Below are 14,203 nucleotides of genomic sequence, written 5' to 3' on the forward strand. Positions count from 1 at the left end.
AATGAAAAGGATGCTTGGCTATGCAATATCTCGGGCTCGCGATCGTGATCGCGCTACTGGCTGTGATTGTCCTGCTGGTGGCGCTGCGCTTGCTGCTAGGGGGGAGTTGGCTGATGGGCTGGTTGCGCGGCACCTGTGGCTTCGCGGTTCTCGCGCTGGCCGGGCTGATCGGCCTGATTGGCTACGACATCAGTACCTATGCCTCGCTGCCGAGTGAGCAACCGTTGGTTACGCTGACGTTCCAGGCGCAGGGGCCGCAGCGCTACGAAGTCCGTTTGGATCAGGGCAAGGAGACGCGCACGGCGATTCTGGAAGGCGACCTCTGGCAGCTCGACCTGCATATGTTGCGCTGGAAAAGCCTGGCCGAACTGATCGGCCTTGAATCAGGCTATCGACTGGAGCGGCTATCCGGACGCTATCTCGCAGTCGAGCAGCAGAATCTCGCGCGTTATGGTCGCGTTGAGCTGAGCGAGAAGCCCTTGGGCGTGGATATCTGGCAATCGCTGGAGCTCGGACAGCGTGACATGCACCTGGTCGATGCGCAGATGCTGCGCGTGGATTACATGCCGATTGCCGATGGAGCTGCTTACATTGTAGAGCTTGCGCCGACCGGACTGATCGCGAAGCCGGCAAACGCAGCGGCGACCGAGGCGCTGAAGAACTGGTGAACAAGAAGGGAGCCTTACGGCTCCCTTTTTTCGCTGCATCTTTCTTTTGTCGCAGAGCCTGTCAGGCCAGATAACCGCCATCGACGTTGAGCGAGATTCCCGTCGTATAGCTAGACGCGTCGCTGGCCAGGTAGAGAACTGCACCGGCCATTTCGCTCGGTTGGGCGACACGGCTCAGCGGAATATGCTGAAGTGCCATTTGCAGAATCGAGTCGTTCTTGACCAGCGCCGAGGCGAACTTGGTATCCGTCAGGCCCGGTAGCAGCGCATTGCAGCGAATGCCGAACTGCGCGCATTCCTTGGCGAAGGCCTTGGTCATGTTGATCACGGCGCCCTTGGTGATCGAGTAGATACCCTGGAAGTTGCCCGGTGTGACTCCATTGATGGAAGCGACGTTGATGATGCTGCCACCACCGTTTTCGCGCATCAGCTTGCCGGCCTCGATAGACATATAGAAATAGCCGCGGATATTCACGTCGACAGTCTTCTGAAAGGCCGAGACGTCGGTATCCAGGACGTGGCAGAACTGCGGATTGGTTGCGGCATTGTTGACCAGGATGTCGAGTCGGCCGAACTGCTCGCGGATTTGCGCGAATACCGCCTGAATCTGTTCCATCTCGCCGATATGGCAGGCTACCGGAGTGGCCTTGCCGCCTTCAGCAACAATCGCATCTGCAACTGCCTGGCATCCCTCGATCTTGCGGCTGGATACGATCACGTGGGCCCCTTGCTGCGCGAGCAGCTTGGCGATGGCCTCGCCGATACCGCGGCTGGCGCCGGAAACGAAGGCGATCTTGCCGTCTAGGTCGAACAGGGTGGTTTTGGACATGGTCGTTCCTCTTTTCTTGTTCGTTCCCGTGGTGGAGCACGGGGCTTTGGGTTGGCTTCAGAGCTTCGATTGCCCGATCACTTGCAGTGCCTTTTGCTCGAGCAGCTTGTTCATGTGGATGAACTGGGCAAAACGCTTGTCCTGCGTCTGGCCATGATAAAAGCGGTAGTAAATCTGCTGGACGATTCCGGCCAGCCGGAACAGGCCGTAGGTGTAGTAAAAGTCGATGCAGGGAATCTCGATACCGGCGCGCTGTGCGTAGTAATCGACGAAGCCCTGGCGGGTGTGCATGCCAGGCAGGTGGCTCGGCTGCCGACGCATCGCCTGCATGGGCTGTGGATCATCGGCCTCGATCCAGTAGGCGAGTGTGTTGCCCAGATCCATCAGCGGATCACCAATCGTGGTCATTTCCCAGTCCAGTACGCCAATGATTTCCATCGGGTTGTCCGGGTTCAGGATCACGTTGTCGAAGCGGTAATCGTTGTGAATGATTCCGGGCTTGGGGTGATCGGCTGGCATCTTGTCCTTCAGCCAGGCCTTGACTGGCTCCCAGGCGGGCGCATCCGCGGTCAGCGCACGCTCGTAACGCTCGCTCCAGCCTTCGATCTGGCGCTTCACATAACCGTCCGGTTTGCCCAGATCCCCGAGGCCGCAGGCCTGGTAGTCAACATTGTGCAAATCGACAAACTTATCGATGAAGCTCTCGCAGAGCGCGCGCGTCTGCGCCACATCGAATTTCAACTCTGCAGGTAGTTCCGAGCGCAGGATGATGCCGTTGACCCGCTCCATGACGTAGAACTCGGCACCTATCACCGACTCGTCGGTGCAGTACACGTAGGCCTTCGGGCAGTAGGGGAAACCGTCGTTGAGCTGGTTGAGGATGCGGAATTCACGGCCCATGTCGTGGGCGGACTTCGCCTTGTGGCCAAAGGGCGGGCGGCGCAAAACCAGATCCAGCTCAGGGTACTTCAGCAGATAGGTCAGATTGGAGGCACCACCGGGAAACTGCGAAATCTGCGGCGTACCCTCCAGTCCAGGAATGTGCGCCTTGAGGTAAGTGTCGATCACCTCGACCGGCAGTTCTTCGCCTTCTCGGACTCGCGTGGTTTGATCTGTAAGCGCCATTGTTATCCCTTCTGCTTATGTTCGGTGCCCAAGATGATTCGGTAATCTAATGCTCGCTGTTCCACAGACCAAGCGGCGTTGGCCGTTATTGGCCTGAGTGTTGCCGGTCAATCAAGGTGCCTGATTCGCTCGCGGAAAGTTCGTCTGCATAAAAAAACCGAAGTCTGAGACTTCGGTTTCTGGTGTCACCTGGCAGGCTCGCCTGCGGCTCAGGCTGGGAACAGTTCGCTGAGCTTCAGGGCCAGCATCATGTCGCCTTCAGCGCGCAGCTTGCCGCCCATGAAGGCCTGCATGCCATCGGTTTCACCGCTGACGATGCCCTGCATGGTTTCGCTGTCCATGATCAGGGTGACATTGGCGTCGCTGGATTCGCCTTGCTGCAGATCGCAAGTGCCATCCTTGACTACCAGGTAGTAGTTCTCGGCATCGGTGATATTGAACTGAAACACCAGGTCCAGGCCGGCAGCGGCACTGGGGTTGAACTTCGACTGCATGCCTTTGAAAGTCTCGGCGACGTTGCTCATGAGGGTTTCCTTTTTTGGTCGTTATGGGTACGCAGCTCGAGGCCGCTTGGGGCTGGGCTCATCTATGGGTGACGAGCTCCGGATTCTTCAGAAGTTGCAGGTGCGCATGACTATTGAAGGAGGCGAGCGCGACATCGCGCTCACGAAACTTCAGCAGACTGAGTGAAGTGTTGACGATCTGCCAGTTCATCTCGAACGCCTTGACCGGCGGTACGCCGATGATCAGCTGTAGCAGCGCGGTGATGGTTCCGCCGGATGTGAAGATGGCAATGCGATCCCGCTTGCCGGCGTGCTCGAGTACGCGCTCCAGGCCGCCGCGCACGCGGTCGAGAAAGTGCTGCCAGCTCTCGAGTTCTTCCTTTTCATGTTCACCGGAAATCCAGCGATGCACGACATAGTTGAACAACCGCTGAAACTCGGCCCGATGGTCTGCGGCGTTGCGCAGGATATGCATCGCGTTTGGCTCGACCTTTAGCAGATCGGGCAGGTGGGCGCGGATAACCGCATCGGCATGAAATTCATTGAAGGCCGCGTCGATTTCGAGTTCCGGCTGGGTGCTCAGTCTGGCAATCGTGGTGCGTGCGGTGTCCTGTTGACGCTCAAGTTCGCCACTCAGACAGCGATCGAAGGTCACATCAAGTTGCGCCAGGTAGTCACCAAGCGCTTCGGACTGACGATAACCGAGAGGAGAGAGCACGTCGTAGTTTTCTGCGCCGAATGACGCCTGACCATGTCTGATCAGGTAGATACTGCCCATGCATGCTGCTCCGGCCGGCACTGTTTTTCGCGAGGGTAGGGACATCGTTCCGGAGTGTCAACGATAATTCGAACGTTTGTTTGAATTGCATGCGCTAGCCCAGCCCAAGGCCCATCGGTATGCTGGCGGCTTGCTGCCGAAGGGTGTCTGTCGGCAACCGGAACACACCGAGAGGTAATACGTGGAATTTCTTGTCGATTACGCCAGCTTCCTGGCCAAGACCGTCACGCTGGTGGTCGCAATCGTGATCGTGCTGATCGCTCTCGCTTCGATGCGCCGAGGGCGCAGCAAGCAGGGCGGTGGCCATCTCGAAGTGCACAAGCTCAACGAGTTCTACAAATCGATGCGCGAGCGCCTGGAGCAGGCCGTGCTGGAGAAGGATGCGTTCAAGGCATTGCGCAAGCGCGAAGCCAAGGCTGCCAAGCAGAACAAGAAGCCGGAAACGCCCGCGCGCGTGTTCGTCCTCGATTTCGATGGCGACATCCGCGCTTCGGCCGTCGACAACCTGCGCCACGAGATCACCGCGCTGCTGACGATGGCAACGCCGCAGGACGAAGTGGTCCTGCGCCTGGAGAGCGGTGGCGGCATGGTGCACGGCTATGGCCTGGCCGCGTCACAGCTGGTGCGCATCCGCGATGCCGGCGTACCGCTGACAGTCTGTGTCGACAAGGTGGCAGCGAGCGGCGGCTACATGATGGCGTGCATCGGCAACCGCATTCTTACTGCGCCGTTCGCGATCCTTGGCTCCATTGGTGTGGTAGCCCAGTTGCCGAACGTTCATCGGCTGTTGAAGAAGCATGACGTGGATTTCGAAGTGCTCACCGCGGGCGAGTACAAGCGAACTTTGACCGTTTTCGGTGAGAACACCGAAAAGGGGCGGGAGAAGTTCCAGGAAGACCTGGAAACTACCCATGAGCTGTTCAAGAACTTCGTCGCCCGCTATCGGCAGAACCTCTCGATAGACGATGTTGCAACGGGGGAGGTCTGGCTCGGCATCGCTGCGTTGGGCAAGCACCTGGCGGACGAGCTGAAGACCAGTGATCAGTACCTTGCCGAACGGGCCCAGGAAGCGGAACTGTTCCAGCTGCATTACATACAGAAGAAGAGCCTGCCGGAGCGTTTCGGCATGGCGGCCAGTACGGTTATGGAGCACGGCTTGCTGAAAGGCTGGAGCCGGCTGAACGAACAACGTTTTTGGCAATGACAAGGGGACCGCGATGAGCAGCTTCAAGGCGCTACAAGTCAGCGAGGTGGCCGACGGCCGTTTCGAATCCAAAGTCGTCGAGCGTGGTATCGATGAGCTGCCAGCCGGTGAGGTGCTCATCCGGGTGCGTTATTCCTCGCTGAACTTCAAGGACGCTCTATCTGCGAGCGGCAACCGCGGCGTGACGCGGTCCTACCCCCATACGCCGGGGATCGATGCGGCGGGCGTCGTGGCTTCGTCGAGTGTGGGCGAATTCGCCGAAGGCGATGAGGTGATCGTCACCGGCTACGACCTGGGCATGAACACCGCCGGTGGTTTCGGTCAGTACATCCGCGTTCCGGCTGCCTGGGTGATCAAGCGGCCTCAGGGCCTGTCACTGCGCGATGCGATGATCCTAGGCACAGCTGGACTGACCGCGGCGCTTTGTGTCGACAAGCTCGAACAGGCCGGTTTGGAGCCGGGTGATGCGCCCGTGCTCGTGACCGGAGCCACGGGGGGAGTTGGCAGTATTGCGGTCGCGCTGCTGGCCAGTCTTGGTTATAAGGTCGCGGCAGTAACCGGCAAGGCTGATCAAGCTGCTTTCCTCACTCGCCTGGGTGCCAGTCAGATCGTCGAGCGCTCCGCATTGCAGGCAGGTGTGGAGAAGGCTTTGCTCAAGGAGCAGTGGGGCGGGGCGGTTGATACCGTCGGTGGAGACATCCTGTTCAACGTGGTCAAGTCGCTGCAGCGTGGTGCCAGCGTAGCCTGTTGCGGGCTCACTGCGGGTACTCATTTCCAGGCTAGCGTTCTGCCCTTTATCTTGCGCGGCGTCAATCTGCTGGGTGTGGACTCGGTGGAGATCCCTCTGGTGGTCAAGGCTTCCATGTGGGACAAGCTGTCGCTGCAATGGAAGTTGGTCAATCTCGAGGATCTGACGCACGAGATCGCTCTTGAGCAGCTGCCAGAGGCGATCGAGCGCATCTTGGCCGGGGGCCAGGTAGGTCGGATATTGGTACGTGTCGATTGAGTTGCGCCTGCTAAGCGGTTTATCGACGCGATAGTGGCAATGAATTTCCTCGGAAGCGGCAATTGGCGGAAGCTAGCGCCAGTGCTGTTCGCAACCGAGGAAATCGTTCATGAAGAAGCTTGCCGAGAAAATCAAACAGATCGCTTCTGGAAAAAAGGCCGTAGAGGTTACCGCTCCGGTCGAACACCCTAATTTCTGGATGTATCAATGAAGCAATAAAAAGCCCGCCTATTGGCGGGCTTTTTATTTGCCGGTTCGACTGGGCTGGTATCAGCCCTGACGGCGCCGGAACAGCGGGCGCTCGTCATCCGCCGCAGCCTGATAGGTCACTGAAAAGTCCTTCAACCCTTCCAGCGCGTCGACCGGATCGCGGTCTGCACGAATGGCAAAGGCATCGAAGCCGCAGCGACGCATGTAGAACAGTTGGTCACGCAGCACGTCACCGATGGCGCGAATTTCGCCCTTGTAGCCATAGCGCTCACGCAGCAGACGGGCACTGGAATAGTGGCGGCCATCGGTGAAGCTCGGGAAATTCAAGGCGATGACCTGGAAATGCTGCAGATCGTCGGCGATTTCTTCGACCTGTTCATGCGCATCGAGCCATACGCCGAGGCCGCCATCACGGGCTTTCAACGCATGGGCGTGATCTAGCCACAGATGCAGCGGAACGATCAGGTCGTCGCTATTGCACAGGTCGTCGAGCGTCTGCTCCTTGGGTAGCAGGTGCCAGGTTTCGTCGACCAGCTGATCGTTCTTAATGATTCGCTGCATAGACGCGCTCCTTGAAGGGATCAATGCCGATGCGGCGGTAAGTGTCGATGAACTGTTCATCTTCGGTACGCTGCTCCACGTAAACGTTGATGATCTTTTCGATCACGTCGGGCATCGAGTCCTGGGCGAAGGATGGGCCGAGAATCTGGCCGAGGCTCGCGTCACGGCCGGAACTGCCGCCCAACGAGACCTGATAGAACTCCGCGCCCTTCTTGTCCACACCGAGGATGCCGATATGGCCGATATGGTGGTGGCCACAGGCGTTCATGCAGCCTGAGATGTTCAGGTCAATGTTGCCCAGGTCAAACAGGTAGTCGAGGTTGTCGAAGCGGCGCTGGATGGATTCGGCGATCGGAATCGACTTGGCATTGGCCAGCGAGCAGAAGTCGCCGCCAGGGCAGCAGATGATGTCGGTCAGCAGGCCGATGTTCGGCGTAGCCAGACCCAGCTCGCGCAGTTCGTGCCAGAGCTCGAACAGCTTGGCCTGCTCGACGTCGGCCAGGATCATGTTCTGCTCGTGGGAGTTGCGCACCTCACCGAAGCTATAGCGATCAGCCAGGTCGGCGATGGCGTCGAGCTGCTTGTCGGTGACGTCGCCAGGTGCCACGCCAGTGCTCTTCAGCGAGAGGGTGACTGCCGCGTAACCGGGCTTCTTGTGCGCGACCACGTTGCGCTGGCGCCAGCGGGCGAAGCCCGGATGCTCGACGCCCAGTTGGGCGAGGGCCGCGTCTTGATCTTCCAGCGCCTTGTATGCCGGATCGACGAAGAACTTGCTGACTCGCTGAACTTCAGCTTCGGTCAATGTTGTCGGACCGTCCTTCAGGTGTGCCCATTCGGCATCGACGCGCTCGGCGAACACTTCCGGGGTCAGTGCCTTCACCAGGATCTTGATGCGGGCCTTGAACTTGTTGTCACGACGGCCATAGCGGTTATAGACCCGCAGAATGGCGTCTAGGTAACTCAGCAGGTGCTGCCAAGGCAGGAACTCGTTGATGAAACTGCCGACAATCGGGGTCCGGCCGAGGCCGCCACCAACCGAGACGCGGAAGCCAAGTTCGCCAGCCTCGTTCTTCACTGCTTCCAGGCCGATGTCGTGTACTTCGATGGCGGCGCGGTCGCTGACCGCACCGTTGACGGCGATCTTGAACTTGCGCGGCAGGAAGGCGAATTCGGGGTGGAAGGTCGACCACTGGCGGATGATCTCGCACCATGGTCGTGGATCGATCAGTTCGTCCTTGGCGACACCGGCGAACTGGTCGGTCGTGGTATTGCGGATGCAGTTGCCGCTGGTCTGGATGGCGTGCATCTGCACGGTGGCCAGCTCGGCGAGAATCTCCGGCACGTCTTCCAACTCAGGCCAGTTGAACTGCACATTGGTCCGGGTGCTGATGTGCGCGTAGCCCTTGTCGTAATGACGCGCGATCTCGGCCAGCTTGCGTACCTGGGTGGAGGAGAGCAGGCCATAGGGCACGGCAACGCGCAGCATGGGCGCGTAGCGCTGGATGTACAGGCCATTCTGCAGACGCAGCGGGCGGAATTCTTCATCAGCGAGTTCGCCGGCCAGGAAGCGGCGGGTCTGGTCGCGGAACTGCCGGACCCGATCCTCGATGATGTGTTGGTCGTACTGATCGTAAACGTACATAAATGTCCTGTTTTCAGGCTGTCTACAGCATTCGCGCGCACGGCCGCGCACCCAATTAGGGAGGGCGGCACGATACCAGCTCGTGGTTATGCGCAAAAGTGAAGTTTGGGAATATGTTTAGACTAAACCAGTCGAAATTGGCTTATAGCCGTGTGCGCTTGAGCAACCGCGATACGTGGTCTTAACTCGGTAAATGCAGGCTATCGATGTAATCGAACTGTCAGAGGAGAAGTCCCGTGAGAAACGACCAGCGCGACAGTGTAGTGGACGCTGCGGCGATCTTCAGCTTGATCATGCTTGCGGTAGGGACCGCGATATTCTGGGTCAGCCATCAGTAGCGACCATCAGCCGACTAGGTACAGCACCAGTTTGACCAATCCGAGGATCAGCAGCACGAACAGCGCGGTGAAGCCTACGCCAAGAATGATGAAGTGGCTGGGTTTGCCGTGGCTGAAATCGCGAGCCCTGTTCTTGCCGCTCTGCACGCCCAGCGCAGCCGCCAGTACGCTGCCAAGCATCTCACGTAGCGTCAGGCTTTTTTCCTGCTCATCTTTCATGGCTGCCTCGGATGGGGACTTTTTCGAAGTCTAGCCGAGCGTGGCAAAGGTGATCGGGCGGAAGTGAAAGAGAGGGGGCGCGAAGAGTCGCGCTTGGCGGAAAGCCGGGACCGGCCTGTCGTGTCCGGCCCCGCTATCGTTACTCGGCTTGAACAGCGATGGTTTTCGCACCATCGGCAGAGCCCGGCTGCTTGGGCAACGAAAGGCGCAACACGCCCTTGCCGAATTTCGCATCGATCTTGTCGCGGTCTACGCCTTCAGGCAGCGCAAAGCTGCGCTGGAAGCTGCCGTAGGATCGTTCGGAAAGGTGATAGCCGTCCTTCTCTTCCTTGTGTTCCTGGCGCTTTTCGCCCTTGATGACCAAGCTGTTGCCGACCAGTTTTACCTCGACGTCCTTCTCATCCAGGCCGGGTAGTTCCGCAGTGATCTCGAAGGCGTTTTCCTTCTCGACAACATCCACCACCGGCATGCGGCTGGGACCGCCTTGCCACAGCGGAGTAGTCTCCATGCCATGGCGGCTGAAAGGCAGATGCCAGGGCCGTTCGAAATCGTCGAAAAGTAGGTCTACCTGTCGGCGCAGGGAGTCAAAGGGGCGCCAGGGCTCCTGGGGCGCAGACGTGATCTTCTTTTCGTCCGTTGATACGGGCGGTTTGTTCGAAGCCTCGTTCATTTCGCAAACTCCTGGGAAGCTCGTGAAGTTAACAGCGCATTCAGTTTTCACCCGCTGTACAGAACCCGGTTTGATTCTGATCAACGGCGGCCCCACTAATTTGGCGATGCCGCGCAAGCGGCAAGGACTCCTGGGCACCTTTGCTCAAAGGCTCTGCTTGAACCAGTCCCACAGCCCCAGCGAGAAGCCTGGGAACAGATTGATGCCCAGAGCGGACTTGAGCAGATAAAGAATCACCAGGCCGACCAGGCCGGAGAACAACAGGAATACGGTAGCCAACGCTGCCTTGGCGATCAGCGAGAGGTTTTGTTGCGGGCGCGTCAGGTTTCGCTTGTTGCGCCCAGCAACGATCGCGAAGTAGTAGCGATCGCTCCACAACCGTATGGTGCCGCGCAGATCGACCCGATGCCTGACCCAGGAGCGCGCGCCAAATACGCTGCGTAGTGCGTCGAGCTGCTCTTCGCTGAAGGATTCACGCAGATGTTCCGGCAGGCGCTGTTTCAGCCCCCGAATGAACGGGTCCTGATCAACGGGCAGGTCCGAATAGGGCTTGGGGTAGGGCGTGTGTTCTTCATCTACTTCGGGTGACGGCATTGCGAGGTCGCTCCGGTAAGGCGCGTCAGAGCGCGGCGAGTGTGGTGGCCAGCTGGTGGAAATGGGGGCGGTGTTCCGGTTGCTCGGATAAGCACTGGTTCTGTAGTTCGAGCAGGGTGCCACGGCGCCGGTCGCCATCGAAGCCAGGGCAGCGTTGCAGCAATTCCTCCAGCAGGCAACCGAAGGCGCGGGATTCGATGCGCTGCAGTGCGCGTCCGGTGGTGCTTTCCGGCTCGAAGAAGGATGCCGCCCCGAAATCGCTAAGCAGGCAAGTGCCCTGAGCATTGACCAGCAGGTTGTGGGCGTAAAGGTCGCCGTGCAGGATGCCGCGCTGGTGCAGGTGTGCCACTGCGGATGCCGCTCCGCGGGCGATGCGCAACGCCTGATCGAGGCTGAACGTAAGATCATCGGCATAGCAGTCACGCGTGCAGCTGGCCAGGGAAGGCGGACCAGCCAGTGGCTGGAAGGCCGGCTCGACCAGATCCATCAGTAGCCCCGGCGTTTGACCCGACTGATCAGCCAGCGGCCCGGCAACATCGATCAGGTTTGGATGGGCGCCAGCGGCCACGCAGGCGGCCATCTCGCTATGGGGTAGGCCATCACTGGTGACGTGGCCCTTGAACTGTTTGGCAGCCATCTGCTTGGGCGGCTGTCCGCTCTGCTGCCACTCGGCACGGTAGATGATGCCGGATGCGCCCTGGCCCAGCTGCTCATGCAGGACGACCTGCTCGCGCGGGATCGCCGGTAGTGAGTGGCGAGCGAGGCTGATCGCTTCGTTGGCATCGCTGAAAGAGTTGCCCGCAGCGGCCAGCCAACTGAGTCGTGGCAGCGTCAGCAGCCAGGCGGGCAGCGCTGGCAGGCGGTTGGCGGCGATGCGCAGCAATTCCAGGTTGACGCAATTGGCCAGCGTATCCGGCAGCGAAGACAGCTGATTGCCAGCGAGCATCAGTTTTTGCAAGCGTCGGCAGGTGTCGATCTCGTCAGGTAACGCTTGTAGCTGGTTGTCGGTGAGGATCAGCCAGCGCAACGCCGGCGGCAACGCGGCGGCGGGCAGATGGCGGATCTGGTTGGCCTTGAAGCCGATCATCTCGAGCTGCTCGCAGTCGCCGAGGCAATCCGGCACCTCGGTGAAGAGGTTGTCCGAGCAGAACAGGATGCGCAGCTTGCGCAGGCGAGACAGGTCGGACGGCAGGCTCTTGAGTTGGTTGCCGGAGAGATTGAGTACTTCCAGCGTATCGGCGAGATCGAAGATCGCCTCCGGAAAGCTCTGCAGGCCGGCCGAGAGATCGAGACGGCGGATTCCGGCCAGCTCGCCGCGTTCCAGTTGTTCTAATGTATGCATGCGGATTTGCGCTTTCCTTGCTGTATGAGGCCGAGCGGGCCGTCGATCGTATTGCGCTGGGACAGTGACTCGGGCCTGCGGGTTCAGGCGCCGCGATCAACGCGCCGCTTGCGATCTAGCGCTTGCTCGGCGCGGGCACGGAGCTGGCCGCAACCGCCATCGATGTCCTGGCCGGCCGAATTGCGAACCTTGGTCAACACGCCGCGGCTGTGCAGGTAACGCACGATCTGCACGATGCGCTCGCCATCAGGACGCTGGTATTCGTCGTCTTCCAGACTGTTGTAGGGGATCAGGTTCATCACCGCGTACTTGCCCTTGAGCAGGCGCAGGATGCCATCCATCTCATCCTGGTTGTCGTTGATGCCCTTGAGCAGTGTCCACTGATACTGGATCGGGAATCCGGTCGCGCGGGCGTAGGCTTCGCCGAGGTCGACCAGTTCGTCGGGAGCGATCTGCGGCGCCCGCGGCAGCAGCGCCTGACGCAACGCCGCATCGGTGCTGTGCAGCGACAGGGCCAGCGCCGGCTTTACCCGTTGCTGCGGCAGACGCTCGAACACGCGCATGTCGCCGACGGTGGAGAACACCAGGTTCTTGTGGCCGATGCCGCCGTCGGTGCCGAGCAGGTCGATGGCCTCGAGCACGTTGTCGAGATTGTGGGCGGGCTCGCCCATGCCCATGAACACCACCTTCTTTACCGGGCGGAAGCGTCGGGCGAGGGCGACCTGGGCGACGATTTCGGCGCTGCCCAGCTGACGTAGCAGGCCGCTCTTGCCGGTCATGCAGAACACGCAGCCCACCGCGCAGCCGACCTGGCTGGACACGCACAGGCCGTCGCGCGGCAGCAGGACGCTTTCCACCATCTGCCCATCGGCCAGCTCCACCAGCAGGCGTGCCGAGCCGTCGGCCGCTGGGTGTTCGGAGCGCAGCCGCGCCAGACCATCAATTTCGGCGTTAAGCGCCGGCAGGCCTTCGCGCACGCTCAGCGGCAGGAAGTCCTCGGCCTGTTGCTGGCGGCGGCCCACATCGAGCGGCAGACCCTTGAGCCAGGCACGGGTCATTCGCCCGATATGACGGGGCTTGGCGCCGATGTCGGCGAGGCGTTGCTGCAGGTCTGGGATTCGCATAGGGCGCGCATTCTATCCGGGGTCACGCGGTGAAGCGACGGCAGAACGGCACGATGCCGACCAGCAGGACGGCGAGCAGCGCGAACGCCATGCCCAGCGAGCTGAAATGCGCGACCACGCCCATCATCGCCGGACCGGCGAGGACACCGGCGAAACCGATGGTGGTCGCCACGGTGACGGCCAGTTGCACCGGCATGCCGTCCTGCCGGCTCAAGGAGGAAATCAGCACCGGCGAGACGTTGGCGCAACCCAGCCCGCACAAGCCGTAGCCGATCAGTGCCACGGCCCAGTGCTCGGCAGCAAGGCTCAGGACGATGCCGAAGGCAGCGACCAGACCACCAAAGGCGATGACGCGCGCCGTGCCGAGTGCATTGACCAGCGGGCCGCCAGCGAAACGCGCGATGGTCACCATGAGGGCGAAGGCTGCGTAACCCAGGCCGCCCTTGGCCACTTCGAGGCCTTTCTTTCCGGTCAGGTAAAGCGCGCTCCAGTCCAGCACAGCGCCTTCGGCCAGATACACGACGAAGCACATCAGGCCTACAAGCAGCACGATGGCGGTGGGCCGCACGAACGCAAAGCCGCCGCCCGGCGCACGATTCGGCAGAAAGCCGCGGGCCAGCCCAAGATTCGCCACAACGATCAGCCCGATCATCAGAAAGCTGCCAATCTCCGGCGCCAGGCCGAGGGTCAGCAGGCCGGTGAATATCAGCGCGCCACTGATGGCCCCAAGGCTGTACATGCCATGGAAGTTCGACATCAGCCGGCGACCGACGGCGGTTTCCACCAGCACCGCCTGAATGTTCATGATCACATCGATGACGCCCAGGCTGCCGCCGAAGCAGAACAGTGCAAGGGCCAGCAGCCACATCGATTCGGTCAGTGCCATCCCGGCCAGGGCCAACGCCAGCAGCACGACGCTACACAGCTGCACTGGACGGATGCCCCAGCGGCCTACCAATACGCCGGACAGTGGCATCCAAGTCAGCGAGCCGACGCCAATGCAGAGCAGCAAAAGGCCGAACACCGCATCGGTCATCTCGATGCGTTCGCGCACATAGGGCACCAGTGGCGCCCAGACGGACAGGCCGAAGCCGGCCATGAAGAAACCGCAACGGGTTGCGTTGCGCACGATGGGGGTATCGATCTGAACGGTGTTACGGACCGCAGACATGGGCGGCATTCCTCGATTGACTGATTGACAGCGTGGATGGCAGCGCGACGAGCTGCGTATCACCACAGGGCCAGCAATCCGGTATCGAAGAGAAACAGCAGTCGGCTTCCCGCGGGCAGGCATGAAGAGCAGGGAAATGACGTGCTGGGCATGGACGAGGCAGTTATTGAGCAGACGGGGCAGAGGATACACAAGCCAGCCTGCGGCACAACACAACCC

The 14,203-nt window shown here is 60.5% G+C and carries 15 protein-coding genes; 3 read left to right on the forward strand and 12 right to left on the reverse strand.

Annotated elements, in window-relative coordinates; translation table 11 throughout:
• Window positions 1-20: 20 nt before the first annotated feature.
• Entirely contained in the window at window positions 21-668 is a 648-nt protein-coding gene (locus PSEST_RS10155) for a hypothetical protein (RefSeq protein WP_015276902.1), read from the forward strand.
• 61 nt (window positions 669-729) lie between these two features.
• On the opposite strand, the gene PSEST_RS10160 is transcribed toward PSEST_RS10155, so the two are convergent.
• The 4 genes from PSEST_RS10160 to PSEST_RS10175 form a co-directional block, all read right to left on the reverse strand.
• Window positions 730-1,497, reverse strand: a complete 768-nt coding sequence (locus tag PSEST_RS10160) for an SDR family oxidoreductase (protein ID WP_015276903.1) — start codon at window positions 1,495-1,497, stop codon at window positions 730-732.
• 57 nt (window positions 1,498-1,554) lie between these two features.
• Window positions 1,555-2,622: a phosphotransferase family protein gene (locus PSEST_RS10165; protein ID WP_015276904.1), complete on the reverse strand. Its 1,068-nt coding sequence runs from the start codon at window positions 2,620-2,622 to the stop codon at window positions 1,555-1,557.
• A 209-nt stretch (window positions 2,623-2,831) separates the two neighbouring features.
• Window positions 2,832-3,146, reverse strand: coding sequence for an SCP2 sterol-binding domain-containing protein (locus PSEST_RS10170; protein WP_003296758.1), 315 nt, complete (start codon window positions 3,144-3,146; stop codon window positions 2,832-2,834).
• A gap of 58 nt (window positions 3,147-3,204) precedes the next feature.
• Window positions 3,205-3,903 (reverse strand): histidine phosphatase family protein, encoded by a 699-nt coding sequence (locus PSEST_RS10175; protein ID WP_015276905.1) that lies wholly within the window; start codon window positions 3,901-3,903, stop codon window positions 3,205-3,207.
• A 181-nt stretch (window positions 3,904-4,084) separates the two neighbouring features.
• Here PSEST_RS10175 and sohB point away from each other — a divergent pair, with 181 nt between their 5' ends.
• Together sohB and PSEST_RS10185 are read left to right on the forward strand one after the other, a co-directional pair.
• Window positions 4,085-5,107, forward strand: a complete 1,023-nt coding sequence (sohB, locus tag PSEST_RS10180) for a protease SohB (RefSeq protein WP_015276906.1) — start codon at window positions 4,085-4,087, stop codon at window positions 5,105-5,107.
• A gap of 13 nt (window positions 5,108-5,120) precedes the next feature.
• Window positions 5,121-6,113, forward strand: coding sequence for a YhdH/YhfP family quinone oxidoreductase (locus PSEST_RS10185; protein WP_015276907.1), 993 nt, complete (start codon window positions 5,121-5,123; stop codon window positions 6,111-6,113).
• Window positions 6,114-6,383: 270 nt separating this feature from the next.
• Here the strand turns inward: PSEST_RS10185 and PSEST_RS10190 are convergent, their stop codons facing one another.
• From PSEST_RS10190 to PSEST_RS10225, 8 genes are all read right to left on the reverse strand, one after another.
• A complete protein-coding gene (locus PSEST_RS10190; RefSeq protein WP_015276909.1) occupies window positions 6,384-6,884 on the reverse strand; it encodes a DUF934 domain-containing protein in 501 nt (166 codons plus the stop codon).
• Complete coding sequence (locus PSEST_RS10195) at window positions 6,868-8,526, reverse strand: nitrite/sulfite reductase (protein WP_015276910.1); 1,659 nt, start codon at window positions 8,524-8,526, stop codon at window positions 6,868-6,870. The genes PSEST_RS10190 and PSEST_RS10195 overlap by 17 nt, the downstream gene beginning before the upstream one ends.
• A gap of 344 nt (window positions 8,527-8,870) precedes the next feature.
• The gene (locus PSEST_RS10200) at window positions 8,871-9,083 is read right to left on the reverse strand and encodes a DUF2970 domain-containing protein (protein WP_015276911.1); all 213 of its coding nucleotides are present in this window, start codon (window positions 9,081-9,083) and stop codon (window positions 8,871-8,873) included.
• 139 nt (window positions 9,084-9,222) lie between these two features.
• Window positions 9,223-9,753 carry an Hsp20/alpha crystallin family protein gene (locus tag PSEST_RS10205; RefSeq protein WP_015276912.1) on the reverse strand — a complete coding sequence of 177 codons (531 nt, stop codon included), beginning with the start codon at window positions 9,751-9,753 and terminating at the stop codon, window positions 9,223-9,225.
• Between the two features lie 144 nt (window positions 9,754-9,897).
• On the reverse strand, window positions 9,898-10,347 hold the full coding sequence (locus PSEST_RS10210; protein ID WP_015276913.1) for a hypothetical protein: 450 nt from the start codon (window positions 10,345-10,347) through the stop codon (window positions 9,898-9,900).
• 25 nt (window positions 10,348-10,372) lie between these two features.
• On the reverse strand, window positions 10,373-11,689 hold the full coding sequence (locus tag PSEST_RS10215) for a protein kinase (protein WP_015276914.1): 1,317 nt from the start codon (window positions 11,687-11,689) through the stop codon (window positions 10,373-10,375).
• 83 nt (window positions 11,690-11,772) lie between these two features.
• On the reverse strand, window positions 11,773-12,813 hold the full coding sequence (locus PSEST_RS10220; protein ID WP_015276915.1) for an RNA methyltransferase: 1,041 nt from the start codon (window positions 12,811-12,813) through the stop codon (window positions 11,773-11,775).
• A 22-nt stretch (window positions 12,814-12,835) separates the two neighbouring features.
• Entirely contained in the window at window positions 12,836-13,984 is a 1,149-nt protein-coding gene (locus PSEST_RS10225) for an MFS transporter (protein WP_015276916.1), read from the reverse strand.
• Window positions 13,985-14,203 lie beyond the last annotated feature (219 nt).

This window comes from Stutzerimonas stutzeri RCH2, assembly GCF_000327065.1.
Lineage (GTDB): Bacteria > Pseudomonadota > Gammaproteobacteria > Pseudomonadales > Pseudomonadaceae > Stutzerimonas > Stutzerimonas stutzeri_AE.

What these genes read in the sequence shown, in the direction of transcription:
- PSEST_RS10155 (WP_015276902.1), top strand. Translation starts at nt 21, where the DNA reads ATGCAATATCTCGGGCTCGCGATCGTGATCGCGCTACTGGCTGTGATT.
- PSEST_RS10160 (WP_015276903.1), bottom strand. Translation starts at nt 1,497, where the DNA reads ATGTCCAAAACCACCCTGTTCGACCTAGACGGCAAGATCGCCTTCGTT.
- PSEST_RS10165 (WP_015276904.1), bottom strand. Translation starts at nt 2,622, where the DNA reads ATGGCGCTTACAGATCAAACCACGCGAGTCCGAGAAGGCGAAGAACTG.
- PSEST_RS10170 (WP_003296758.1), bottom strand. Translation starts at nt 3,146, where the DNA reads ATGAGCAACGTCGCCGAGACTTTCAAAGGCATGCAGTCGAAGTTCAAC.
- PSEST_RS10175 (WP_015276905.1), bottom strand. Translation starts at nt 3,903, where the DNA reads ATGGGCAGTATCTACCTGATCAGACATGGTCAGGCGTCATTCGGCGCA.
- PSEST_RS10185 (WP_015276907.1), top strand. Translation starts at nt 5,121, where the DNA reads ATGAGCAGCTTCAAGGCGCTACAAGTCAGCGAGGTGGCCGACGGCCGT.
- PSEST_RS10190 (WP_015276909.1), bottom strand. Translation starts at nt 6,884, where the DNA reads ATGCAGCGAATCATTAAGAACGATCAGCTGGTCGACGAAACCTGGCAC.
- PSEST_RS10195 (WP_015276910.1), bottom strand. Translation starts at nt 8,526, where the DNA reads ATGTACGTTTACGATCAGTACGACCAACACATCATCGAGGATCGGGTC.
- PSEST_RS10200 (WP_015276911.1), bottom strand. Translation starts at nt 9,083, where the DNA reads ATGAAAGATGAGCAGGAAAAAAGCCTGACGCTACGTGAGATGCTTGGC.
- PSEST_RS10205 (WP_015276912.1), bottom strand. Translation starts at nt 9,753, where the DNA reads ATGAACGAGGCTTCGAACAAACCGCCCGTATCAACGGACGAAAAGAAG.
- PSEST_RS10210 (WP_015276913.1), bottom strand. Translation starts at nt 10,347, where the DNA reads ATGCCGTCACCCGAAGTAGATGAAGAACACACGCCCTACCCCAAGCCC.
- PSEST_RS10215 (WP_015276914.1), bottom strand. Translation starts at nt 11,689, where the DNA reads ATGCATACATTAGAACAACTGGAACGCGGCGAGCTGGCCGGAATCCGC.
- PSEST_RS10220 (WP_015276915.1), bottom strand. Translation starts at nt 12,813, where the DNA reads ATGCGAATCCCAGACCTGCAGCAACGCCTCGCCGACATCGGCGCCAAG.
- PSEST_RS10225 (WP_015276916.1), bottom strand. Translation starts at nt 13,984, where the DNA reads ATGTCTGCGGTCCGTAACACCGTTCAGATCGATACCCCCATCGTGCGC.